This is a genomic window from Erythrobacter sp. JB3-1 (assembly GCF_057364995.1).
The window spans coordinates 2,514,485-2,538,806 of the sequence record NZ_CP200289.1 but is presented as its reverse complement, the minus strand read 5'-3'; the positions used below and the strand labels follow the sequence as shown (position 1 = coordinate 2,538,806).

Below are 24,322 nucleotides of genomic sequence, written 5' to 3'. Positions count from 1 at the left end.
GGCTTTAGCTTGCAAATTTGAGACGCTAACACTCACCAGCGCAGCTATAACCACAGCCTTTCGCCTTGGCGAGACGCCGCGCGGTTTAGTTCACGATCTCGTCAGCCAGCAGCCCAACGCTCATCGCGTAATAGTTGGAGCAATTGTACTCCAGGATCACGCGGTAATTGCTGGTAAGCAGCCATGCGGGCCGTCCCGGGCCATCGGGCTGGAACAGCGAGGCGAGCGTATCATCCGCCAGCGGTCGCTGAGGCTGAACCCCAAGCTCGCGCCATTCGCGCACTGTCTTCCACTGGCTGTGGCGTTCGTGGACACGCGGGCACACCGGCGCACGCAGTTTCGTCTTATAGGCATCGACGTTGAAACCACTCGGCACGCGCGCACGCACGCCCCATGGCTGACCCGTGCGCCATCCCGCGTCTTTGAAATAGTTCGCAATCGAGGCAAATGTATCCGCGCGGTTGGAGAAGATGTTCGCCCGGCCATCGCCGTCCCCATCTTCCGCCAAACGCAGATAGACCGAGGGTAAGAACTGCGGATTGCCAAAGGCACCCGCATAGCTGCCGACCAATTGCTGGCGTGAATAGCCTTTGTCGGCGACCTTCATTAGCGCGACCCATTCGCCGGAGAAGAGTTCGCGGCGGCGCCCCTCCCATGCGAGCGTTGCGAGGCTGCGCGACAGGTCAAAATTGCCGCGGATCCGGCCATAGCTGGTCTCATGCCCAAAAATCGCGACCATGATTTGCGCTGGCACGCCATATTCGGCCTCTATACGGCGCAGGGTTGTGCGGTTTTCGCCAAACACTCGGCGTCCGCCGGCAATGCGGGTCGGGTTCACATGCTTTGAGATGTAGGGCGCAAGCGCGGGATAGCCGCGCCGGGTTGGGCTGCCCGGTTGTCCGCGATCAAGCCGGATCACCCGGTCATTCGGAGTCAGATCGGTCGTCATCCGCCGGATTGTCGCCTCGCTAACACCTTCGGCCCGCGCGCGCGCTTTCAGCGTTTCCATATAGGCCCCAAACGACTGCGTCGCAGAGCTGCTCTGCTGAGCGATTGCTGGGGTAGACGCCGGAGGGGTGCCGAGGGCCGCCATGAGAGCGGCGGCGGTGATTGCGAGTTTGTTCAAAGCCATGCCCCGGTTATTCTCACAGCCAACATGAATTGCCAATTATCGAATGCAATCTAATCGACAGACTTCACGAAAAAATGTGTCAGTCGGAATGAAATGCACGGCACGCGAGATATTCGTAGTCTTCGCGGCAGGCATCAGCGACTTTGCGATATTGCCCCTCCAGCTCTGGCAATGAGCCCGGCGCAGGGCCAAAGCCGGTCGAGGCGTTGACCTTGTCATACCAATGCGCGCCCCACACGCCGTCTTCGGGCAGCGGCCCCTTTTGCCATTCAAGCATGGCCAGATCCCAAGCGATCTCAAGCGCAGCGCACAGGCCCGAAAGCACCTTTGGCGGATCACGCAAAATCGCGTCGGAATCAACCACCACTGGCGCTATCCCGCTGCGATCTGCCTCTATATCGAAATATTCGCGCAGCTGCGCAAACCCCAGCATTTCCGGGCGTCGCAGCTCATTCTTGGCACGGTAACTCGCAACCACACGCTCTGGTGCGCGGATCAGAAATGCGTGCGTATGATCTGGCATATCGCGAATATGCACACCGCCAATCATGTGATGCGGCATATGCTTCTGATACCAGACAGGCGCGCCGCCCGGCACTGGGCCAGATTGCGCGGCGAGCACGCTATGCCAGTCGCAATCCATATCGGCGATTGTCTCTGCCGCCATGGGATGGGGCTCGCCGCTGTGTTTTAGGAACGCGCCGTAAAAGGGCTCATCGCTAACCGCGCAGTCGGCGCGTGCGCCAAAACTGCGCATCATGGCGGTGGAGATATTGCGCGGACCGCTCCACATCGCGATGCGGATCGGCGCTGTCATTGCGCAACATCCCGGTCGATCAGTTCGCGGTAGTGGCCTTGCAGTCGTTCGACCAACGGCCCCCTCCCCTGCGTAAGCACCCGGCCGTCCACTTCCGTCGCGGGAACAACGCCCGCAAAAGTGCCGGTGACGAACGCCTCATCCGCGCCATAGACATCGGTGAGCGAGAAGTTCTTTTCGAACACCGGAATGCCCTGCTCTCGGCAAATCTGGATGACGTTCGACCGAGTGATACCGCCAAGGCAATAATCCCCGCTGGAGGTCCAAACCTCACCGCTGCGAACAATGAAGAAATGCGTCGAATTGCAGGTCGCGACAAAGCCATGCGGATCGAGCATCAGCGCCTCATCCGCGCCCGCCTGTGTCGCTTGGATACAGGCGGTGATGCAATTGAGCTTTGAATGCGAATTGAGTTTCTGATCCTGAACCGCCGGGTCGCCGCGCCGCACATGCACGGTGAACAACCGAATGCCGTCCTCAATGGTGCTGGGCAGCGCCGTCTTATATTCCGGGATAATCACGATAGTGGCAGGCGAAATGACCACGCGCGGGTCTTGATAGGGCGTTGAGCGAATGCCGCGTGTCACCATCAGGCGAATGTGCACGCCTTCTTCGCCCTCCATCGCATTACCTGTGATGGTGGCATAGAGCCGCTCTGTCAGTTCCTCTCGCGACAGGCCGATGTCCATCGCAATCGCCTTTGCGCCCTCAAACAGACGGTCAAGATGCGCTTTAAGAAACGCGACCTTGCCCTTGTGAACGCGCAGTCCCTCCCACACGCCATCGCCCAGCATAAATCCGCTGTCGAACACGGAAACGCTGGCCTCTGCTCGCGGCACGAGCGCCCCGTTGACGTTGATCAGAATGGTGTCATTGCGCGGGTCAGCCGCGTAATCATGAGTGCCTTTTGCCATATTTGCGTTTTAGGCTGACCTTTATGGGTGACAACAGCGAATTCAGTCGCTAGCGAGCGTCCCCAGCGCGGACAGTTGGCAGAGTGGTCGAATGCACCGGTCTTGAAAACCGGCAAGGGTGCAAGCCCTTCCAGGGTTCGAATCCCTGACTGTCCGCCACTAAAAGGCTCCACATTTGTGGGGCCTTTTTGCGTTTAGAGGCTGGCTCTAAAAATGCAGCGCGCGGCCATAGGCGTCGAGCACGCTCTCATGCATCATTTCTGACAAAGTCGGGTGCGGGAAGACCGTTTGCATCAGCTCTTGCTCGGTCGTCTCCAAGGTCTTGCCCACGGTATAGCCTTGGATCAGCTCAGTGACCTCCGCGCCGATCATATGCGCGCCTAGCAGCTCGCCCGTGCCCGCATCGAACACCGTTTTGATGAAGCCTTCCGCTTCGCCGAGCGCGATGGCTTTGCCGTTGCCGATGAAGGGGAAGTTGCCGACACGAACCTTATGCCCTGCCTCCTTTGCCGCCGCTTCGGTCATCCCGACGCTGGCGATTTGCGGGTGGCAATAGGTGCAGCCTGGGATGTTATTTCGATCAAGCGGGTGCGGGTGAACATCCTTATTGCCCAGCTCCTGAGCGATCGCCTCGGCGCAGCTCACGCCCTCGTGGCTCGCTTTATGCGCCAGCCATGGCCCAGGCGTGCAATCGCCAATCGCCCAGAGGCCTTTGGTCTTGGTGCGACCAAACGGATCAATCTGAATAAAGCCGCGGTCCATTTCAGCCAGCTTTTCCACCCCGATATTCTCAGTATTGGGCTGGATCCCGATGGCGGTGATCACATGGCTGAATTCTGTGGTCGAGGCTTTGCCAGCCTTGTCCTTAATCGTCGCGGTGACGCCTTTGGCGCCAACTTTCAGTTCATCCACTCCGGCGCCAGTCATCACTTTGATGCCTTGCTTGGTAAGCGATTTTTCGAGGAAAGTAGAAACGTCAGCATCCTCAACTGGCACGATCCGGTCGAGCATTTCGACCACCGTCACATCCGCGCCCATATCGTTATAGAAGCTTGCAAATTCGATACCGATCGCGCCCGAACCGATTACCAACAGCTTGCTCGGCATTTCAGGCGGGGTCATTGCGTGGCGATAGGTCCACACGCGCTTCCCATCAGCGGGCGCAAACGGCAGGTCGCGAGCGCGCGCGCCGGTCGCGACGATCACATGCTTGGCGGAGAGCTTCTCCTCGCCCTTATCGCCCTTCACAGTGAGGCTGGTCGGCCCAGTCAGCTTGCCTTCACCCATGTGAACGGTGATCTTGTTCTTCTTCATCAGGTGGCCAATGCCCTGATTAAGCTGTTTTGCGACGCCGCGGCTGCGCTTCACCACAGCCTCCAAATCGGCCTCAATCCCTTGCGCCTTCAGGCCGTAATCGCCCGCATTCTGCATGTAGTGAAATATCTCCGCCGAGCGCAGCAGCGCCTTGGTCGGGATACAACCCCAATTGAGGCAGATACCGCCGAGGTTCTCACGCTCAACAATCGCCGTTTTGAGGCCCAGCTGAGCACAACGGATCGCTGCAACATAGCCGCCGGGGCCAGAGCCAAGAACAACCACATCATAAGAATTGGCCATCGAGAATATCCTTCCTTGGGGAGAAAAGCGCCTAAACGATCTGAGGCGGCGCAGCGAGCGCGCGCGGCCGATCATTGGCATCCAGAACTACAAATTTGAAAGTGCCTTGAGAAACTTTGGTGGTGGCCTCGCCATTCCGTGTTCGGGCGATGCCTTCCGCCTGAATAGTCAGTGATGTGTTGCCGCGCACGCTGATCTCGCAATAGATCGACAGTTCATCGCCGACCTCCATCGCGCCCGGAAAGGCGAAATCCGTCGCGGCCACGACCACCGCTTTGCCTTGTCCCTCGCGGCTCGCCAAAGAGCCAGCGCCCAGCGCCATTTGGCTCATCAGCCATCCGCCAAACACACCGCCATAGGGGTTGGTGTCAGCAGGCATAGCCGTGACGCGGATAAGAGGGCTGCGATCAGACATTCGCAGCCTCTCGCTCCGGCTTTAGAATCCAGAACCAGCCAAGAGTGGCAAAGACCAGCGCTGCGATCAGAGATGGGACGCCAAACATCAACGCCAAGAACCTGTCACCAAACACGAGGCAGACGAGGATCATCACCACCCCGGCGAGCGCCGCGATTGTGAACAAAGTCAACGGCGATTGCATGAGATGTCGCCGCGCAAGGAAGTAGGTTAGGAGCGACACCGGCAGGCCAACACAATAGCTGCCGAGCAAGGCAATAGTGCTCCCCTGACGCACCGGCGAGGCAGGATTGAGATCAAGGCTATCCCCGTTAGAAATCAGATATGCGATGGGAAACAGCCACGCCGTAAGAGCGGCTATAAACGCAATTATGATCGCCTTGCCCAATACGGCAATTGTCACACCACCAGCCCCATTGGATTTTCGATCAGGCTCTGGAATTGAGCGAGCAATTTCGCCCCGTCCACCCCGTCGATTGCGCGGTGATCGAAACTGCCCGTCACAGTCATCACGGTCGCAATGCCAAGCGCGCCATCAACGACCGCTGGCCTTTGTTCGCCCGCGCCGACGGCCAGGATCATGCCCTGCGGCGGGTTGATCACGGCATCAAAATGCTTGGTGCCGAACATGCCGAGATTGGAGAGCGAAGCCGTGCCGCCCTGATATTCATGCGGCATCAGCTTGCCATCGCGTGCCTTGCCAGCCAGCTCCTTCATCTCGGTTGAGATTTCAGCGAGCCCCTTGCGCCCGGCATCGCGGATCACGGGCGTGATCAGGCCGGAAGGCGCAGCCACCGCGACAGAAATATCCTGGCGGCTGTACTCATGCATAACGTCGCCTTGGAAGCTGACATTGCATTGCGGCTCACGTTGCAGCGAGCGTGCCAGCGCCTTGATGATCAGGTCGTTGACGGAGAGTTTCACCCCGTCTGCCTCAAGCGATGCGTTGAGTTCTTTACGCAGTTTCAGCAGCGCATCGAGCTGAACATCGACCGTCAGATAGATGTGCGGAATTTGCTGCTTCGCCTCGGTCAGGCGGCGAGCAATGACCTTACGAACATTGTTGAGCTTCGCCTCGCTGTAAGGCGCGCCGCCATCATCGGGCGACATGGAGGGCGTGGGCGCAGCCGCTGGCTGAGCCGCAGGTGCAGACGCGCTTGCAGCGGGCGCTGCACTGGCGCTCGAGTCCTCGACATCTGCTTTCACAATCCGGCCATTCGGGCCAGAGCCGGTGACGTGCGAGAGATCGACACCCTTTTGCTCCGCGATCCGCTTCGCCAAAGGAGAGGCGACAATCCGCCCTTCCGATGATGCAGCCGCAGATCTTGCTGCTGGCGCAGGCGCTGCTGGAGCAGGAGCTGCCGCTGGCGCAGCAGGCGCTTCAGCCGCTGGCTCTGCCGGGGCGCTTGGCGCAGGCGCGGCGCTCGGCGCGCTCACATCGCCAATATCTTCGCCTTCTTCCGCCAGCATCGCGATAACCGTACCGACCGCAACGTTCTCGCTGCCTTCCTCGACCAAGATCGCCGCGATGGTGCCTTCGTCGACCGCTTCGAATTCCATCGTTGCTTTGTCGGTTTCAATCTCGGCCATGATCTCGCCAGAGTTCACAGTATCGCCGACCTTCACCAACCATTTGGCAAGCGTCCCCTCCTCCATCGTTGGAGAGAGAGCGGGCATCTTGATTTCTACGGCCATGGAGCGGTCAAATCCTCGTCGCTGGTGTTGTTTTGCCCGTGTGACGAATTCAGCCGCTTCGGGCAAGGCCTTGCATACGAAACCATTTGAAAGGATAGCTACCTCAACGGGAGCGAAGAATATGCGTACATTCCTGGTTGTGATGGACGAGAGCGAAGAAGCGCGGGCCGCATTGCGCTATGCCGCGCGGCGCGCCGTCGCGGTAAAAGGCGCGGTGCACATCCTTGCGCTGGTCGCTCAGCAAAACGTTAGCGCGTTTGGCGCGGTGCAAGACACCATTGAACAAGAGGCGCATGACCGGGCAGAAATGCTGGCCAATGGGATCGGCGGAAATTTGCTGGCGGAAAGCGGGATCATGCCAACAATCTCGGTGAAGGTCGGCAACAACCAATCAATCGTCAGCGACTTTTTGAAGAACCACAAGGAAGTGGCCGCATTGGTGCTGGGCGCGGCGAGCGGCAATCCAGGCCCGCTGGTCACGCACTTTTCCACGCATGCGGGCGAGCTGCCCTGCCCGCTCTATGTAATCCCGAACGACTACGACGAAACCAGCAGCGATCACGGAGTGTGATTGCGGCTTAGCGCAGGCTTACCGATCCTATTTGCGGCGTCCTTGATGGCGGATGTTGCCGGGACGGCCGCGTTTGCCGGCGGCGTATTTTCCCTTCTTCGGCGGACCCTTTTTATAGCTCGGTTTACCTCGTCGTGGCGGCGGGCGATTTCCGCGCGGCTCAATCGCTTGACCATCGGCATCAACTGGCACAAATTTCAGCGCACCGGTGAGCGCATTTGCCTCCGCCAGTTGCAGCGTCAGTTTATCGCCGGGCGAATAGCTGGTGCCGCTGTCCTCACCCACCAAGGATTGCGCCGCTTCTTCATAGCGGAAATGCTCTGCGCCCAATGTGGAAACCGGCACGAGGCCATCACCGCCAAGACCTACGATTGTGGCGAAGAAACCAAAGCCCTGAACGCCGGTAATACGCGTTTCAAAATTCTCACCAACTCTGCCGGATAGCCATGCGGCGACATAACGGTCGATCGTATCGCGTTCCGCCTCCATCGCCCGGCGCTCTGTCTGACTGATCGCGTCAGTGATCTGTTGCAGATTGTCGCGGTCACGCTCTGACAGCCCGCTTTTCTCTGGCAAGGACACCTTCGGCTTAGGCTGCTCCAGCTTATACGCGTCCACCAAAGCGCGGTGCACCAGAAGGTCTGCGTAACGCCGAATGGGCGATGTGAAATGCGCATACGAACTGAGCGCCAGGCCAAAGTGCCCCGAATTGGCTGGGCCATAATAGGCCTGCATCTGAGTGCGCAGGACGGCTTCCATCACCTGCGCCTTTTCATCCTCATCGCTCACATCTTTGAGCATGCGGTTAAACAGGCTCGGCGTGATGACCTGACCCAGAGCGAGCTTTTGCCCAAAGGTCTCCAGATAATCGCGCAGCGCGATCAGCTTCTCTCGGCTTGGTGTCTCATGCACGCGGTAGACCACAGGCGAGCTCTTCGCCTCCAGCGCCTGAGCCGCCGCGACATTGGCCGCGATCATGAAGTCTTCGACCACGCGGTGGGCATCGAGCCGTTCGCGCACAGCGATCTCTGCGATCTGACCTTGCTCATTGAGCACAACCCGCCGCTCTGGCAGGTCCAAATCAAGCGGATCACGCGCTGCCCGCGCCGCCGCGAGCACTTTCCATGCTGCCCACAGATTGCCGAGAAATTCCGGTGTGTTGTCACCGTCCACCGCCGCCTGCGCATCTTCGTAAGCGATATTGTGATGGATGCGGACAATCGCTCTGGTGAAGCGGTGGCTGGTGATCTTGCCCTTGGAATTGATCCGCAGGTGACATGCCATCGCGGCGCGATCTTCGCCTTCCCGCAAAGAGCACACATCGGCGCTCAATATCTCTGGTAGCATCGGCACGACGCGGTCAGGGAAATAGACCGAATTGCCGCGCTTTCGCGCTTCCTTGTCGAGCGCGCCGCCGGGACGGACATAATACGACACGTCAGCAATCGCGACGAGCGCTTTGAACCCGCCCTCGCCATCAGGCTCCGCCCAGATAGCATCATCGTGATCGCGCGCATCGGCGGGATCGATTGCGACGATGGGCAGGTCGCGCAGGTCCTCGCGCTTTTCCTCGGACAAGGTCAGCTCGGTCGCGGTCTGCGCTTCCGCCAAAGTCTCTTCTGGGAAGGTTTGCGGGATGCCATGCTTGGCAATCGCTATCAGGCTGAAACTCTTGGGAGCCAGCGGATCGCCGATCACCTCGACAACTTTGACACCGGCGCGTTCAGAGCGGCCCACCCGCTCACACAGGACCAGCTGCCCCTCTTCCGCTTCGCCCACATCGGCGATGGGTGAGGAATTGCGGATGCGTTTATCGACCGGCGCCAGCCATGCCTTGCCGCGTCCATCGAGCTCAACCACGCCAAGCAGACCGTCGCTGCGCGCGGGCAATTTCTTCATTGGATGGGCGACCCAGCCAGCATCGGTTTCTTCGGTGCGGGACAGCACCCGGTCGCCGCGTTTGAGCGCAGGCATGCCTTTCGCCCCGCGCCCGCCTTTCAGCTCTTTGACCGTCAAACGCGGCGGCTTATCCGGCGCATCGGCATCCCAATTCTCCGGGACTGCAATTGCTTCGCCATCTTCGATATCGACAACCTTCAGAACGGTCACTTTCGGAACGCCACCCATCCGGTGATAAGCGGTCTTCTTACCGTCAATCAGGCCTTCCTCGGCCATGTCCTTGAGCAACCGCTTAAGCGCGATCTTCTCCTGACCTTTCAGGCCAAACGCTTTCGCGATCTCACGCTTACCCGTGGGGCCGTGCGCAGTCTGAATGAACTCCAGCACCTGCTTCGCACTCGGCAAGCCCGCGGGGCGTTTCATTTGTCTTTTGGCCATGAGAATTCCGTTCGCGCTGAGCCTGTCGACGTACAAACACTTGACTGGGCTCGCCCTTCGACAAGCTCAGGACGAGCGGTCTCTAATCGTTATCGGCAGCTTTCGCCACCGGCGCGAATGCTCCGCCGGGGACTGCGCTGGAAACGGGCGAGCAATAGCTGCCCGTGCAGGCGGCCACACCCAGCAGCCAGTCATCACCGCGCAGAGGAACGGCTAGCTCAATTTTGGGAGCATCGGTTGCGGGGATAGCGCTTTGGATGTCCTCACCCTTAGTGCCATTGGGCAAAACGCCGCGCCAATAGGATTCATCCGTACGGCGGGCCTTGATTACATAGCGATCCGCTCCGGGAACCGCGTCCAATTCCAGCGCTGTGTCCACCCGCACGGCCGCATCGGCGGTGACCGCTGGCGGCATCGGTGCCTTGGCCAGACGGTGAAGCGCGCGGACGTTAAATTGCGAAGAGCGGGTCAGATAGTCAAAGTCGATCTCGTCCACGGTATCGCCGTATTTGATGCCGTTCTCGGTGCGTAGATCCTGGTGCTGATGCTCATAATCTTCCACGGAGACCGCGATGCGGATGGCCGGATAGCCCTTGTCTAAGAACGGGATTTGGTCCCCGCCTCGCCCCATACGGTCCGTCCGCCAGATCTGACGAACTTGCATGCCGTCAGGATTGGCCTGAGCCAGATCCCCAAGCCAGCGGGCGAGATTGCGCCCGGGCATATCGTTCTCACCGCCAAAACGGCGCTGTCTTGCGCGCAGCTCTTCGGTGGAATCGGCGCGGGGCCCTTCGGAGAAGACGCGCACATGTTTCGCGTCGCACACGCCGTCCGACCCGCAGGAATTTCCGATCATGTCGTTGTTGAGCACGGCCTTCACGGTCATGCCCTGCTCCTCGACCCAGTCGGCAAGGATGCGCGCTCCATAAAGGCCCTGCTCCTCACCGGTCAGCAGCGCGTAAATAATGGTCGAGGGATATTGCTGTTTGGAGAGGATACGGGATGCCTCCAGGATCATCACGCTGCCCGAACCATCATCATTCGCGCCCGGTGCGTCGTCGGTTCCATTGAGCGGGTCGGTGACCCGGCTGTCATAATGCCCCTGCACGATAATCACTTCATTGGGACGTTCGGTCCCGCGCTGGATGGCAACCGCATTGCGCACCAAGGTTGGCTGAGGAATGCGCCGCCCATCGGGCTCGACCACGCGCTCGACCGATTGAACCTCCAGGCAATCATCGCAGCCCGTCCCAATCCGGCGAAACTCATCCAGCGCCCAATTCACCGCCGCGCCAATTCCGCGCTTCGGATCGGTTTGGGACGACAAGGTGTGCCGCGTACCGAACGAGACGATCTTGTCCATATCCGCACGCAGGCGCTCTTCGGAAACCTGCGCTGCAAGACTGTCGTCAGTCGCGGCCGGAACATGGTCATCAGCGGCCAGCGGCGTGGCAATTAGCGAAGCGAGAATAGCGAGTTTTTTGATCATGCCGTGATGTTTGCCGCGACATGCGAATGCGTGCAAGCTCTAGTACGCGCGCGCCACCAAAATTCGCTCGGCCGCAGGTTCACCGGTGAAGATGCAAGCGCCGTCTGCCGCATCGCTGCGGCGCGGAACATTACGGAAAGTGAGCTTGTGTTCTTTTAAGCGCTCGACCACTTTTTCCAATGCGTCCCCGCTTGGCTTTGACCACTGAACCTCGACCCAACCCGGATACTTGCCGCCATTTGCAAAGTGGCTGGCCACGTCAGCCCAATCGCTGATCCCGCGGGTGATATTCGCATCGCGCCGATCGCGCGCTTCGTTAAAGAGGTTCGCCTGAATGTCTTCCAGCATTGCGCCAATTTCGCCCGCGACATCATCGCGTTTCGGCGCAGCAAAGGCGACTTTGCCGTTCTCTGGGTTCCACATCTTGTCGCGGCGCAGCAGGCTGACGACGCCCGCCTCCATATCGCGCCCGCCAACCTCAATGATAATAGGCGCGCCCTTGCGCACCCAATCCCAGCGTTTGGCGGTTGCTTTGCCAGGCGCCGTGTCGAGCCAGATGCGGGTCTTTTCACCCAGCACAGTTTGTGCCGTCGGCTGGCCATAGAGCTCTCGGCAATATTCGAGCAGCGCCTCATCCTCAGGTTTGTCGCGCAGCATGGGCAGGATGATGACTTGGTGCGGCGCAATCGCGGGCGGCACGCGCAGGCCATCGTCATCGCCGTGGGTCATAATGACGCCGCCGACCATGCGGGTTGACACGCCCCAACTGGTGGTGTGGCAATATTGCTGAGCGCCCTCGCGGTCTTGAAACTGGATGTTGGCTGCCTCGGCAAAATTGGTGCCGAGATAATGCGATGTGCCCGCTTGCAGAGCCTTGCCGTCCTGCATCATTGCCTCGATCGACCACGTCTCGACCGCTCCCGGGAAACGCTCGTTCTCTGGCTTCTCGCCAGCGACCACTGGCATGGCCAAATCTTCTTCGGCGCAGGCGCGGTACATTTCGAGCGCGCGGTGCGTCTCTTCTTGGGCCTGCTCCTGATTTTCGTGCGCAGTGTGCCCCTCCTGCCAGAGGAACTCACTGGTGCGCAGGAACATACGCGTCCGCATTTCCCAGCGCACGACATTGGCCCATTGGTTGGTCAGCAGCGGCAGGTTGCGCCAGCTCTGGATCCAGCGTGCCATCGCATCGCCAAAGATCGTTTCTGAGGTTGGTCGAACCACCAGAGGCTCTTCCAATTTCGCCTCAGGATCAGGCACCAATCCGCCCTCTCCATCGGCGATCAAGCGGTGGTGGGTGACGACAGCCATTTCCTTGGCAAAGCCATCAACATGCTCCGCCTCACGCTCAAAATTCTTGAGCGGGATGAACAGTGGGAAATAGCAATTTTGCACGCCGGCAGCTTTGATGCGGTCATCGAGCAGTCGCTGAATACGCTCCCAAATGCCGTAGCCCCATGGTTTGATCACCATGCATCCGCGCACGCCAGATTCCTCGGCCAGATCAGCCTCGGCAATTACGGTTTGATACCATTTGGCGAAATCGTCTTCGCGCTTCACATTCAGAGCGTGGCGGATGTTAGACACAGTGGGTCTCTCTCAAAATCTTAGAGCGGGTATTGGGTTGATCGAGCGGTAGCGCTAGGCCCGCCGCTCGCAATTCGCAAATGGTGTCGCGACTATTTGCTCAGCTCATCAAGCTTCTTTTGCATCTCGGCCATTTGCTCACGCAGCGCATCGATCTCGCCATTGGAGCTAGAACCAGCGGCCGCTTTCGGCGCGGCGGACTTGCGCTTGCTGGCGACGCCCGGAATGAGGACATCCGCCGCAGCGCGCATCATCGCCATATTGGTTTCGTGGATCGCCGAGATCGGATTATTCGACATGCCTTTTTCAAAGGCTTCGCGAATCTTCGTTTGATTGTCGCGAAAATTGGCCATGCTCGCCTCAAGATAAGACGGCACCATCGCCTGCATGGAATTGCCGTACATGCCGATCAATTGGCGCAGGAAACCCACGGGCAGCATTTGCTCACCATTGGCTTCTTCGTCCATGATGATCTGGGTCAGAATCGAATGCGTGATGTCATCGCCGGACTTTGCATCAAGCACCTGAAATTCAACATTCTCGCGCACCATTTCAGCCAGATCATCAAGCGTGATGTAGCTCGAGGAGCTGGTGTTGTAGAGCCGCCGGTTGGCGTATTTCTTGATGATGATTGCATCACCGGCCTCGCCAGTTTTGCGCGAGCCTGATTTTGCGGCTTTTGACTTGCCTGCCATTATTTGGATCCCATGAATTTTTGCGTTGCAGCGCGCTTAGCATCTGCACAATGTGCAGCGCAACATGAACGTTTTCTAGGATCCGAAACGCTGTCCCAGAATGGTCAGCAATTCATATTGCGATAGGCCGCTTTGCTGCGCAGCATTTTGCAATTCATACGGCACAGATAGCCAGTCGCCCTCGCGCAGGCTTGGCGCGTCGCTGAGGTCGACCACCACCATATCCATGGAGACCTTGCCGAGCAGCGGCAGCGGGGTTTCAACGTGAAGGAAATGCGCGCCGCTGCGCCCATTCACATTGCCCCAACTGCGCAGGAAGCCATCGGCATAGCCCAGCGAAACGGTCCCAACACGCATATCGAGGGGTGCGGTGAATTCGCTATTATAGCCAACGGCGTCGCCAGTTTTTAGGTCACGCGTCTGGATGATAGCCGCCTCTGGAAAGGCGACTTGTTTGATGACGCCCGCAAGTTCCTGCCGCGCGATGCCGCCGTATAGAGCAAGGCCTGGTCGTGTGAGGTCAAAGGCATAGTCGCTGCCCAAGGCGATCCCGGCGCTGTTCGCCAGACTTAGGGAATTCCAATCGATATGCGCCTGCACCTCGCGAAAGCGCGCCAATTGCCGTGCGTTCATTTCGCTGTCTTCATCAGCGCAGGCGAGGTGCGACATCAGCACGTCGACATTGAGCTGTTTGATGGCCTCATCACCAACCTCAGAAGGCGCGATGCCAAGCCGGTTGATCCCGGTATCCACCATCAGGTGACAGCGGCCACCATCCGCCTCGTTCCATCGGCGAGCCTGCTCTAACGAGTTGATGACAGGCACTGCTCCGCTGGCCTTTGCATAGGCGGCATCTTGCGGCGTGATCGGACCATGCAGCACCGCAATATCGCTCGCGTGAACATAGTGCGCAGCCGCTTCGACCTCGCTCCAATGCGCGACGAAAAACTCCTCCGCCCCGGCATCACGAAGTGTCGGCAGGCAGTGCTCTACGCCTAACCCATAGCAATCGGCTTTGATCGCAGCGCCCGCGGAGGCATCACCTGACATGCTATCAAGCGCACGCCAATTGCTGGTCAATGCCGCATGGTCAATCCTCAAACGAAGACTTGGCGTTGCAGGATCAACCAACATCGTCGGAGAAGTCACGCGGCGGCCCAGACGGCAGGCCCCACCAGGCGACGACGAGCCCAAAGGCGACAACGATCCAGGTGTACCAAAGCCCTGAGTAGATGTTGCCCGTGCTCGCGACGATCACCCCAGCGATCAGCGGCAGGAACCCGCCAAGATATCCGGCCCCAATGTGATAGGGGATCGACATGGAGCTGTAGCGGATACGCGGCGGGAACATCTCTGACAGCAGCGCCGCGACCGAGCCATAGGTGAGCGCAGACAGGACGCCGAGAGCCAGCAGCGCAGCTATGATACCCACGATGTTGATCAGTGGCGGAACCTGACGCGAGAAATCGAACCCTGACTGGGTCAACGCCTCTTGCAAGCCTGCTGTCCGCGAAGCCGCACCTTCTTCGGTTTCTTCGAGCCATTCCGGCGCAATGGCAACCGGTTCGCCGCCAACGGTAACGCCTAGATCGCCGCCCGGCTGAAGCGTGTAGGACACGCCGCTGCTGGTCAGGCTGCTCAAGATTTTGCCGCACGGCGTCTGTTCGCGGTCAAACAATTCGGCGAATGGATCGGTGACGCATTGATCGCCGCTGACAACAACCGGAGTGCGCTCCGCTGCCTCGGCTAGGCCAGGATTGGCCAGGCTGCCCATGAACCAGAAGATCGGGAACAGCGTCGCGAGCGTCGCCAAAGCGCCAATGATGATCGGCTTCTTGCGCCCGACCGTATCCGACCACTTGCCAACGATCAGATAAAGACCGAGCGAGAGCAGCCCCGCGATCAGCAAGATGACTTCAACCGTCCCCTCATCAAGCCGCATATTACCCTTCAGGAAGGATAGGCTTGAGAAGAATGCGGTGTACCAAATGGTCGTCAGAATACCGCTGACACCGAACAGAGCGACAAAGATGCGCTTCTTATTGCCCGGATAGGTGAAGCTCTCAATGAACGGATTGCCCGAGGTTTCTCCCGATTCCTTCATCGCCTGAAACACAGGGCTCTCAGACAGTTTGAGCCGCATCCACAGCGATATGCCGAGCAGGATGATCGACAACAGGAATGGCACGCGCCAGCCCCAATCTGCGAAGGCTTCTTCAGGGATGATCCAGCGGCACAGCAGCACAACAATGATGGAAAGCACAAAGCCCCCCGCCACGCTGGCCTGAATGAAACTGGTGTAGAAGCCGCGCTTTTCAGGCGGGGCATGTTCAGCGACATAAATCGCCGCGCCGCCATATTCGCCGCCCAAGGCGAGGCCTTGAAGCACTCGCAGGAATATGACGATGATGGGGGCAATAATCACATACCCCTCACCATAGTTTTCTTTGAGCGTATCGACCGTGGGAATCAGCCCGACGCCAGCGGTCGCAATGCCCATCAGAGTGACAGTCACGAGGAACGTGTATTTGCGCCCCAGCCTATCGCCGAGAAACCCAAACAGAATTGCGCCAATCGGACGGAACGCAAAGCCGAGCGCGAAGGTGGACCACACTAGCAGTAGCGCCAGTGTCGGGTCATTCACGTCGTAGAATGCGTCTTTGAGGATGTAAGCAAGCGTGCCGTAGATAAAGAAATCGTACCATTCAAAGATGGTCCCGGCGCTGCTCGCACCGATCACAAGTTTGATTTCTTTCTCGCTTGGCTCGCGCTGCTTTAGCGCTTCTGCATCCACCATAAGCCCCGTGGTCCTCTTCTGACTGGCCGGTTTTCCTTGGCCTTATTCCAGTAGCACTAGCTGCTCGGCTACTGCGAGGAAAGCGCGTTACTCGCAGCCTTCCACACGAGCATTAATGCGCCATGCCGCGCCGGATGCTCCAATGCTGGCGCCAAAGCATCAAAGCCCGACCAATCTGGCCGGCCGCCTTTGCTGCTCAACCATTGCTCAATTTCACGCGTCTTGGTGATTATATCAGCTGCGCTGCGCCCTTGGACATCAGCGGCCATGATCGCCGCAGACGCCTGTCCGATCGCGCACGCGGTCACTTGCATGCCGATCCGCTCAATTGATCCGTCTTCCCGGCAGTCGAGTGCCAATTTGATTGAACTGCCGCATGTACGAGACCGCGCCTCGCCGGGGAATTGGAACGCATTGCTGAGCGGATAATTGGCAAGCCCTGCGGCAAGACCAAGCAATTGAGGCGAGTAAAGCTTAGTCGCCTTTACGCCTGCCACAAGCGATCCATCATTCAGTCAGGCTGGCGTCGTCAGCAGTCTCTTCCTCGTCAGAGAGCTTTGCGCGACGCTCAGCAATGGCGGACACCAATTGGCGGGAGAACGCATCAGCGGCCGGGTAGGTGCGGGCGGCCGTAATCCATGTCGGACGACCTTTGAAACCCCAGACCGTGTCAAAGCCTAGCGCCAGGACGGAGAAAGCAAACACCACGATAAGTGCGCCTTTAACCGCACCAAAGCCAAATCCAAGCACCCGGTCAATTGGGCCAAGAATGGAATTGCGCGAGGCCTCACCCACATTGTTCGCAATTACCTTCATCGCCGCATATGGAATGAGCAGTAGGAGCGCAAAGGCGAGTATCGGCGTTCCCGGGTCGGCATCGATAAAATCGCGCAGGCCCTCGGTCAGCGGCGCATGCAAATAATAGATCGCAAAGGCTGATAGCATCCACGCCGCCAGCGAGAGGACCTCTTGCACAAGGCCCCGCATGAAACCACCAATCGCGGCAACCCCCACGATTATGAGCACGATTATGTCAAATATAGCCATTACTGACTTGGGTTATTCCGTCCCAACCACTTGGTCAACGAGGTTAGAAAGTTGTCCCAAACCGTGATAATTGAGCTTGGATGAGCCGAGCTTTTTGTCAGATGGGCCATAGCCCCTGGCAAAGCCCAACTTCACCGCCTCTCTAAGGCGCAGATCCCCATGAGAAACCGGGCGAATTTCCCCGGCGAGCGACACCTCGCCAAACCACACAGCCTTATCTGGCAGCGGCTTATCAGCGAGCGCAGACATCAAAGCCGCCGCAACCGCCAGATCAGCGGCGGGATCAGCCAATCGGTATCCGCCTGCGATATTAAGATAGACTTCTGCTGAGGAAAAATTGAGGCCGCAGCGCGATTCGAGCACGGCTAGAAGCATCGCCAGTCTACCGCTGTCCCAGCCAACCACTGCGCGCCGCGGCGTGGCGCCCGATTGCAACCTAACGATCAAAGCCTGTATCTCGACTAAAACGGGCCTTGTCCCTTCGAGAGCAGGAAAGACTGCGCTGCCTGCGAGCGGCTGGTCTCGCCCGGACAGGAATAGCATGGAAGGGTTCGTAACCTCTTCCAGTCCTTCGTTTGCCATTGCGAACACGCCGATCTCATCGACCGCGCCGAAGCGGTTCTTCAGCGCGCGCAGGATCCGATATTGGTGGCTGCGTTCGCCTTCAAAGCTCATCACCACATCGACCATGTGCTCCAGCACGCGCGGGCCAGCGATATTGCCATCTTTGGTGACGTGCCCGACCAGCACCAACGCGGTCCCGTTTTCCTTTGCATAACGGATCAGTTCGAGCGCACAGCCGCGCACTTGGCTGACGGTTCCGGGGGCACCTTCAATCGTGTCGGAGTGCATCGTTTGAATCGAATCGATCACCAGCAGAGCGGGCGGATCGCCAGCCCCCAAGGTGGTCAGAATATCGCGCACCGAAGTTTCTGATGCGAGCCTGATCGGCGCGTCGGCAATTCCCAAGCGTGCAGCGCGAAGACGCACTTGCCCAGCGGCTTCTTCCCCGCTGACATACACCACATCACCATTTGAGCGCGCGATTGTCGCCGCCGTTTGGATCAGCAAAGTCGATTTTCCGATCCCCGGATCACCGCTCATCAACACAGCCGATCCCGGGACCAGGCCGCCGCCAAGCGCGCGGTCAAACTCTGCAAGACCAGTCGGCCGCCGCTGAGGCAATTGCGCGGGGCCATCCAGCGGCACAAACTCCAGCGCCCGCCCTCCGCGCGAAAGATCATGCTTCTGAGAGAACACCGTCGCCGGTGCATCCTCTGTCATCGTGTTCCATTCAGAACAGTCAGGACATTGCCCCTGCCAGCGGTGCGAAACAGAGCCGCATGAACCGCATACATATCGCCGTTTGGTCTTTGCCATTCCAATTTCGTAGACGGAACATTTGCGGAACGCAATTGCCATTCCTGACTTTCCACGTCATCACGATTCTTATGCGGCAAAAAGAACTTCGTCTCGCTCTGGTTTGCTACGGCGGTGTCAGCCTTGCGGTGTATATGCACGGGGTAACCAAAGAGATTTGGCATCTGGCCCGCGCGAGCCGGGCGTTTCATGCAAATCACGAAGCACCGTGCAGCGGGGTGGCAAAAGTCTATTGCGACTTGCTGCGCGAAATTGAGCGCGATTACTCGCTTCGCCTGCGCGTTATGCCGGACATTCTCACCGGGGCGAGCGCCGGCGGCATCAACGCGGTGTTCCTCGCGCAGGCCATCCATTCAGGCCATTCGCTCGAACCGCTGACCGACCTATGGCTGGAAACCGCTGACGTCGAAGAGCTGACCGATCCCAAAGCGCAGCCGATGTGGCGCTATGCCAAGATCTGGGCTCAGCCGATTGCTGAATGGGTGCTCAGCCGTCCCGGCAACGCCGTTAGCGAAAGCGTGTCGCCAGAGACACGATCCGAGGTGCGGCAAAAAGTCTCCCGCCTCGTGCGTGGCCGCTGGTTCAGCCCGCCGTTTTCTGGCGACAAGTTCTCCAGCCTACTGTTTGAAGCGCTCGAAGGAATGCGCGTGGGCGAGCGCGGAGACCCTTTGCTACCGCCCGGCCATCCCATCGATCTGTTTGTCACCACTACTGACTTTCGCGGCCATGTGGAAATGCTGCGCCTCAACAGTCCGCCCATTGTTGAAGAAACCGAGCATCGCACCCCGATCAGCCTACGCGCCAGCACTCCTGTGCAAAGCAGCGAAGGACTGACCCATCCGCTGGAGCTGGTGCTAGCGGCGCGGGCAACGGCCAGTTTCCCGGGAGCCTTCCCGCCGCTGCAACTGGCGGAAATTGATCGCTTAGCGGAGCGCAAGGGAGTGGATTGGACATCGCGCGCGAGTTTTCTCAACCGGATCATGCCTGTCCATATGCGCGACGGGACGGAGGACGGCGTGTCGCTGATTGACGGTTCTGTTCTGGTCAATGCGCCATTTGGCGGAGCGATCAAGGCGCTGCATGGTCGCCCCGCTCAGCGCGAAGTGGACCGCCGGTTTGTCTACATCGATCCGCGCCCTGACCGCGCGGGTTCAGTGAACGAAAATCACGATTCACCCATCGGCTTCTTCGGCGCGATCTTCGGCTCTTTGTCGACCATCCCGCGCGAGCAACCCATCCGCGACAATCTGGAACGGATTGAGCAGCAATCTCGCGATGCCGAGCGGCTGAGCCGGATCGTCCTGGGCCTGAGGCCAGAGATAGACCGCGCGGTTGAGAAACTGTTCGGCATGACGTTCTTCCTCGATAGTCCCAGCCCAAAGCGTTTGCACAATTGGCGGGCCAAGGCACAGCAGGCGGCCGCTGAGAGAGCGGGCTATGCCTTCCAAGCCTATGCGCAGACCAAGTTCAGCGGCATCATCGACCGCCTCGCAGAGCTTGCTCTGGAAGCAGCGCCAGAGCTGTCGTTAGCAGACAGCATGCCGATTGCCACCGCGATTCGCCGCGAATTGGAGCGCCGGGGGCTGAGCGATTTATCCGACGGAAGCGGAGGCGCGAGCGAAGGAGCGATCCAATTCTTCAGGGCTCACGACATCGGCTTTCGCATTCGGCGCTTGCGCCTGCTCGCGCGCAGGCTGGCGCGGGATTGGGAAACCGATCCGGAGATACCAGACGATGCGCTCGATATCGCGAGGGAGAAAATTTACGACATTCTCGCGCTCTATTTCTCAGCCGATGATATCTCTGGACTGAGCGACGAATTCGCGGGCCATGCGCGGAATGCGCTAAAGGATCCAGGCGCCTTGCTCGATTATCTCGCCGAGCAGCGCCTGCTGCCGGAGACCGATCTGGAGGCAGAACGGATATTCGCAGAGGCGCTGGCGCAAATGCCCAAGAACCTGAAGCGGCGAATGCTGCTGACCTATCTTGGCTTCCCGTTTTACGATGTCGCCACCCTGCCCCTGCTGCAGAACGAAGGACTGACCGAGTACAATCCGGTCAAGGTTGACCGCATCTCTCCCGATGATGCGCGTTCCATCCGCGAAGGCGGTACACGCGCGACGTTGCGCGGTATTGAGTTCTACAATTTCGGAGCGTTCTTCAGCCGATTTTACCGCGAAAACGACTATGTCTGGGGCCGCCTGCACGGAGCGGAGCGGATGATCGATCTGATTGCATCGACGGTCGATGCCGGGATGAAACCCGAATCCATCCGATCCGCCAAACGCTCCGCATTCCTCGCCATTATTGACGAGGAATTGGAGGTTGGCCGGTGCCGCGAGCAATTGCTGCGCGGACTAAGAGACGAGATCCTCGCGCGTTTTGCGTAAGACCAAGCGCTCGCTTAGCCTTCGATGCTGGTCCAGATAGCGGTCACGAATGCGTCATCGCTGATGAAGCCCTCGCCGCGATCAAAGTCGGCCAGCGGTTTGGCTGCAACTGCCTCTTCCAGCGTCTTGCCAGCTTCATTAAGCGCTTCCACGCGGGACACTGCCTCGCCGATCATCGCGCGATAGGCCACCATTTCGGCCTTGTTCGACATACCGCCATGGCCCGGAATAACCTTGGTCTCATCATTGATCATCGTAATCACGAGATCGAGCGTGGACATCAGGTTGTAGACACTGCCGCCAGAGCGGGTGTCGACAAAGGGATAACCCGGGATGTTGAAATAGAGGTCTCCCATATGAACGACATTGGCTTTGTCCCACATCACCACGCTGTCGCCATCGGTATGGCCACCGCCCAAAAAGGCTAGGTTGATAGTGTCGTCGTTGAGATGGAAGCGAAGGCCCTGGCCATAGGTCACAACGGGCAGAGCAACATCTGGCGCTGGATCTCCGTCGCGGCCAGACAGAGACGGATCAGCCATGCGCACACGGACATTATCGTGTGCAAAGATTGTCGCGCCGGTCTTGCCGAAATTCTCGTTCCCGCCGGTGTGGTCACCATGCCAGTGCGTGTTGACGACATATTTCACCGGAGTTGCGCCAAGGCCTGCAACAGCAGCTTCAATCTTTTCAGACAGCGGCGCGAACTGATCATCAATCATGACCGTTGCATCATCACCGTAGCTGACACCTATATTGCCGCCCGCGCCGAACAGAACCGCTACGCCAGGTGCGATTTCCTCGACCGTAATTTCCACATCATCGAAGTTGCGCTGAGCGAAACTTGGCACAGCCAGAAATGGGGTTGCAGCAGCCAGGGCGAAAACGGCAAAACGGTTCATAATTCTTCTCCAGTCGCCTGCGAAGTAACCATAAGCCGCGTGGTTGTCGAGTTGGCTAGGCGTGCCCTAGGCGGCGTCAAATGCGACGGTGAGTCGCTCGCCTTCACCGAAACGCGAGGTGCCGTGGTAGAGAAAGCTCGGGAATAAGATCAGGTGACCGGGTTTGGGCGCGAAGATTGCAACAGGGGCGAGGTCTATTGGAATGTCTTCAGGGGGCCGGCCAAGCTCGAGCTCCCCCTCGCCTTTACCAAAGGTATCCGGCACCGCGAGGTGAACAGCCGAACTGATCAAACCGCTGTCATGCATATGCGGGAAGTGGCGACCACCAGCGGACAGGCGGATGGACCAACTCGCAGTTATTTCGGCTTGCCTTCGCCCCAACGTCGCAAGCGGGTGTTCGGCCGGCAGCGACGCCATACTAGCCGTGTATTCAGCCAGCACCCCATGGATGCGATCAAACAGAGCCAAAAGGCAAGGGTCGCTGCGGTGCCGCAAATCATTGAGTGTCTGCGTGCCGCCTTCGACGCTTTGGCCCAAGGGCGCCGCGTTCATATCGTGTAATCCGCGCAGCGGCTGGACCGTCTCGGTCAGTTCATCGGCGCTAAGTCCGAGGTCGAATTGTTCTGCGGCAATCGTCTCAGGATACAGCCATTGATGGCGCGGATCGCTTTCGATGCGCCAGCACAGCTCGGCCAGCGCCCAGACGCCAATATCGGCTTTCCCCAAGGCAAGCGCGCGATCAATTGCCGCGCTGGCGTCTCCAAACACCCCTAGCCGAAGGGAATTGCGTGCCTTCTCATATTCCAATTCCGGCAGGTCTTCAGGCAAATTTCGCAGTAATTCGGCCGCATCTTCGCAGCGCCCGGCAAAGCCTGCAAAGCGTGCCTCGATCAGTTTCAGGCCTGGAATATCACCGATCCGGCGGCGCAATTCTGACGCCTTTTGCGCGGCATCCTCATAGCGCCCGGCACCGCCCAAGAGTGCGAGAAAGGCGAGCGCCAATTTCGGGTCGTCAGGCCGTGCCTCCAGCGCGGATTCTATGGCGCTAAAGGGGGCAGGATCGCCTAGTATGGCCTTCAATTGAGCCAAAGCCCTATGGCCAGAGACCCACTCAGGCGCCCGCGCAAGCACCGCTTCCAAGCGGTCCAAAGGCAGCATGTCACCGCGAGAGGCACGGATCGAAGCCTCTGCAATCAGCAATTCGCCATCATACGGCTCGTCCTTGAGCGCAGCGGAGAGCAGCTCGCCCGCATTGGCCGAACCTTGCCGATAAGCGTTGAGCGCTATCTGTTTGGCGCTGCCAGCAGGGTCAGTGCCAGACAACGCATCAACCGCCGAAGGCGTCCTTCAACTTGGAGAAAAAGCTGCGGCTTTCAGGGCACTCGTCTCCGGTTTCGGTCTCGCGAAACTCTTCGAGAATGTCCTTTTGCTTGCGGCTGAGCTTTGTCGGTGTTTCAACCGCAATCTCTACCACCAGATCACCTCGCCCGCGCCCTTGCAGCACTGGCATACCGGCACCGCGCACGCGCAATTGCTTGCCCGATTGGATGCCGGTTGGGATGTCGACCGAATTAGTCGAACCATCGAGATCCGGGATATCGACACTGCCCCCCAGAGCCGCTGTCGTAAAGCTGACAGGAACGCGCGTGGCCAGAGTGGTGCCTTCGCGCTGGAATAGCTCGTGCGGGGTTACGTGCACGAATATGTAGAGATCCCCAGGAGGGGCTCCGCGAGCGCCCGCTTCACCTTTACCGGTCAGCCTAATGCGCGTGCCGGTATCAACGCCGGGCGGGATGTCCACTGACAGAGCCTGAGCGCGGTCAACGCGCCCTTCCCCGCGGCATGAACCGCATGGTTCCTCCAATACGGCGCCGCGGCCGCTGCATGTTGGGCAAGGCCGTTCAACCACGAACAGCCCTTGCTTTGCGCGCACAGAGCCATGCCCGTGGCACAAATTGCACTGTCGTTCGCTGGTGCCGGGCGCTGCGCCGGACCCATCACAGGTGTCGCAGGCTTGCGAGACTTCAATTTCGATCTCGGTAGACTTGCCATGGAACGCCTCTTCGAGGGTAACCTGCATGTCATAGCGCAGATCAGCACCGCGCCGGGTCTGCTGCCGGCCACTTGCGGCCCCGCCAAAGGCGCTGCCAAAGATCGTTTCAAAAATATCGCCAATATCGCCGAAGTCCGCCTGGCCGCGTCCGCCGCCAAAGCCGCCTCCACCGCCGCCGTTCATTCCCTGCTGGAATGCCTCGTGACCATAGCGATCATAGGCCGCGCGCTTTTGCGGATCTTTGAGGACTTCATAGGCCTCATTACAGGCTTTGAATTTCGCTTCTGCTTCCGCATCGCCCGGATTGCGATCGGGGTGAAACTTCATCGCCAGCTTGCGATAAGCGCTCTTCAGCGCCGCCGCATCAGCGTCGCGGCCCACCTCGAGCAATTGGTAATAATCTAATTGGGTAGCAGCCATGGTGACCTTGGTCCCTAAAACCTAGCTGCCGTCAGCGTAGACCTTTGGCGGGCCACGCTGACGGCAA

At 59.1% G+C, this 24,322-nt stretch carries 21 protein-coding genes and 1 tRNA gene; 3 read left to right on the top strand and 19 right to left on the bottom strand.

The genetic code is table 11. The features are described 5' to 3' along the window. Positions 1-85: 85 nt before the first annotated feature. The 3 genes from AC0V6M_RS12060 to AC0V6M_RS12050 all read right to left on the bottom strand — a co-directional run bounded on the left by AC0V6M_RS12060 (position 86) and on the right by AC0V6M_RS12050 (position 2,863). Positions 86-1,132, bottom strand: coding sequence for a lytic murein transglycosylase (locus AC0V6M_RS12060; RefSeq protein ID WP_486139052.1), 1,047 nt, complete (start codon positions 1,130-1,132; stop codon positions 86-88). 79 nt (positions 1,133-1,211) lie between these two features. Beyond that, the gene (locus AC0V6M_RS12055; RefSeq protein ID WP_486139051.1) at positions 1,212-1,949 is read right to left on the bottom strand and encodes a sulfotransferase-like domain-containing protein; all 738 of its coding nucleotides are present in this window, start codon (positions 1,947-1,949) and stop codon (positions 1,212-1,214) included. Then, a complete protein-coding gene (locus AC0V6M_RS12050; protein WP_486139050.1) occupies positions 1,946-2,863 on the bottom strand; it encodes an aminotransferase class IV in 918 nt (305 codons plus the stop codon). Before AC0V6M_RS12050 ends, AC0V6M_RS12055 begins: the two co-directional genes overlap by 4 nt. 69 nt (positions 2,864-2,932) lie before the next feature. Here AC0V6M_RS12050 and AC0V6M_RS12045 point away from each other — a divergent pair. Then, a tRNA-Ser gene (locus AC0V6M_RS12045) sits at positions 2,933-3,022 on the top strand. A gap of 48 nt (positions 3,023-3,070) precedes the next feature. On the opposite strand, the gene lpdA is transcribed toward AC0V6M_RS12045, so the two are convergent. From lpdA to AC0V6M_RS12025, 4 genes are read right to left on the bottom strand one after another with little or no spacing between them, the layout of a single operon-like run. After that, entirely contained in the window at positions 3,071-4,480 is a 1,410-nt protein-coding gene (lpdA, locus tag AC0V6M_RS12040; RefSeq protein WP_486139049.1) for a dihydrolipoyl dehydrogenase, read from the bottom strand. Positions 4,481-4,511: 31 nt separating this feature from the next. Then, on the bottom strand, positions 4,512-4,895 hold the full coding sequence (locus AC0V6M_RS12035) for an acyl-CoA thioesterase (protein WP_486139048.1): 384 nt from the start codon (positions 4,893-4,895) through the stop codon (positions 4,512-4,514). Continuing rightward, a complete protein-coding gene (locus AC0V6M_RS12030; RefSeq protein WP_486139047.1) occupies positions 4,888-5,298 on the bottom strand; it encodes a hypothetical protein in 411 nt (136 codons plus the stop codon). Before AC0V6M_RS12030 ends, AC0V6M_RS12035 begins: the two co-directional genes overlap by 8 nt. Then, entirely contained in the window at positions 5,295-6,590 is a 1,296-nt protein-coding gene (locus AC0V6M_RS12025) for a pyruvate dehydrogenase complex dihydrolipoamide acetyltransferase (RefSeq protein ID WP_486139046.1), read from the bottom strand. Before AC0V6M_RS12025 ends, AC0V6M_RS12030 begins: the two co-directional genes overlap by 4 nt. Positions 6,591-6,711: 121 nt before the next feature. On the opposite strand from AC0V6M_RS12025, the gene AC0V6M_RS12020 reads away from it, so the two are divergent. Further along, entirely contained in the window at positions 6,712-7,161 is a 450-nt protein-coding gene (locus AC0V6M_RS12020) for a universal stress protein (protein ID WP_486139045.1), read from the top strand. Between the two features lie 27 nt (positions 7,162-7,188). Here the strand turns inward: AC0V6M_RS12020 and rnr are convergent, their stop codons facing one another. The 9 genes from rnr to radA all read right to left on the bottom strand — a co-directional run bounded on the left by rnr (position 7,189) and on the right by radA (position 18,490). After that, a complete protein-coding gene (gene rnr, locus AC0V6M_RS12015) occupies positions 7,189-9,498 on the bottom strand; it encodes a ribonuclease R (RefSeq protein ID WP_486139044.1) in 2,310 nt (769 codons plus the stop codon). 82 nt (positions 9,499-9,580) lie between these two features. Further along, positions 9,581-10,987 carry a M28 family peptidase gene (locus tag AC0V6M_RS12010; RefSeq protein WP_486139042.1) on the bottom strand — a complete coding sequence of 469 codons (1,407 nt, stop codon included), beginning with the start codon at positions 10,985-10,987 and terminating at the stop codon, positions 9,581-9,583. 39 nt (positions 10,988-11,026) lie between these two features. Further along, positions 11,027-12,571 (bottom strand): proline--tRNA ligase, encoded by a 1,545-nt coding sequence (proS, locus tag AC0V6M_RS12005; RefSeq protein WP_486139041.1) that lies wholly within the window; start codon positions 12,569-12,571, stop codon positions 11,027-11,029. 92 nt (positions 12,572-12,663) lie between these two features. Then, positions 12,664-13,266, bottom strand: a complete 603-nt coding sequence (gene phaR / locus AC0V6M_RS12000; protein ID WP_486139040.1) for a polyhydroxyalkanoate synthesis repressor PhaR — start codon at positions 13,264-13,266, stop codon at positions 12,664-12,666. Positions 13,267-13,341: 75 nt separating this feature from the next. Beyond that, the gene (alr, locus tag AC0V6M_RS11995) at positions 13,342-14,400 is read right to left on the bottom strand and encodes an alanine racemase (protein WP_486139632.1); all 1,059 of its coding nucleotides are present in this window, start codon (positions 14,398-14,400) and stop codon (positions 13,342-13,344) included. Continuing rightward, the gene (locus AC0V6M_RS11990; RefSeq protein WP_486139039.1) at positions 14,390-16,063 is read right to left on the bottom strand and encodes an MFS transporter; all 1,674 of its coding nucleotides are present in this window, start codon (positions 16,061-16,063) and stop codon (positions 14,390-14,392) included. The genes alr and AC0V6M_RS11990 overlap by 11 nt, the downstream gene beginning before the upstream one ends. 68 nt (positions 16,064-16,131) lie before the next feature. Further along, on the bottom strand, positions 16,132-16,560 hold the full coding sequence (locus AC0V6M_RS11985; protein WP_486139038.1) for an iron-sulfur cluster assembly scaffold protein: 429 nt from the start codon (positions 16,558-16,560) through the stop codon (positions 16,132-16,134). Positions 16,561-16,570: 10 nt separating this feature from the next. Next, positions 16,571-17,110 (bottom strand): CvpA family protein, encoded by a 540-nt coding sequence (locus tag AC0V6M_RS11980; protein WP_486139037.1) that lies wholly within the window; start codon positions 17,108-17,110, stop codon positions 16,571-16,573. A 12-nt stretch (positions 17,111-17,122) separates the two neighbouring features. Further along, positions 17,123-18,490 carry a DNA repair protein RadA gene (gene radA / locus AC0V6M_RS11975; protein ID WP_486139036.1) on the bottom strand — a complete coding sequence of 456 codons (1,368 nt, stop codon included), beginning with the start codon at positions 18,488-18,490 and terminating at the stop codon, positions 17,123-17,125. A gap of 71 nt (positions 18,491-18,561) precedes the next feature. Here radA and AC0V6M_RS11970 point away from each other — a divergent pair, with 71 nt between their 5' ends. Beyond that, positions 18,562-20,880 carry a patatin-like protein gene (locus AC0V6M_RS11970; RefSeq protein ID WP_486139630.1) on the top strand — a complete coding sequence of 773 codons (2,319 nt, stop codon included), beginning with the start codon at positions 18,562-18,564 and terminating at the stop codon, positions 20,878-20,880. 14 nt (positions 20,881-20,894) lie between these two features. Here the strand turns inward: AC0V6M_RS11970 and AC0V6M_RS11965 are convergent, their stop codons facing one another. From AC0V6M_RS11965 to dnaJ, 3 genes are all read right to left on the bottom strand, one after another. After that, on the bottom strand, positions 20,895-21,782 hold the full coding sequence (locus AC0V6M_RS11965; RefSeq protein WP_486139035.1) for an MBL fold metallo-hydrolase: 888 nt from the start codon (positions 21,780-21,782) through the stop codon (positions 20,895-20,897). A 66-nt stretch (positions 21,783-21,848) separates the two neighbouring features. Continuing rightward, on the bottom strand, positions 21,849-23,105 hold the full coding sequence (locus AC0V6M_RS11960; RefSeq protein WP_486139034.1) for a putative 2OG-Fe(II) oxygenase: 1,257 nt from the start codon (positions 23,103-23,105) through the stop codon (positions 21,849-21,851). 4 nt (positions 23,106-23,109) lie between these two features. Further along, positions 23,110-24,255: a molecular chaperone DnaJ gene (dnaJ, locus tag AC0V6M_RS11955; protein ID WP_486139033.1), complete on the bottom strand. Its 1,146-nt coding sequence runs from the start codon at positions 24,253-24,255 to the stop codon at positions 23,110-23,112. Positions 24,256-24,322: the final 67 nt, after the last annotated feature.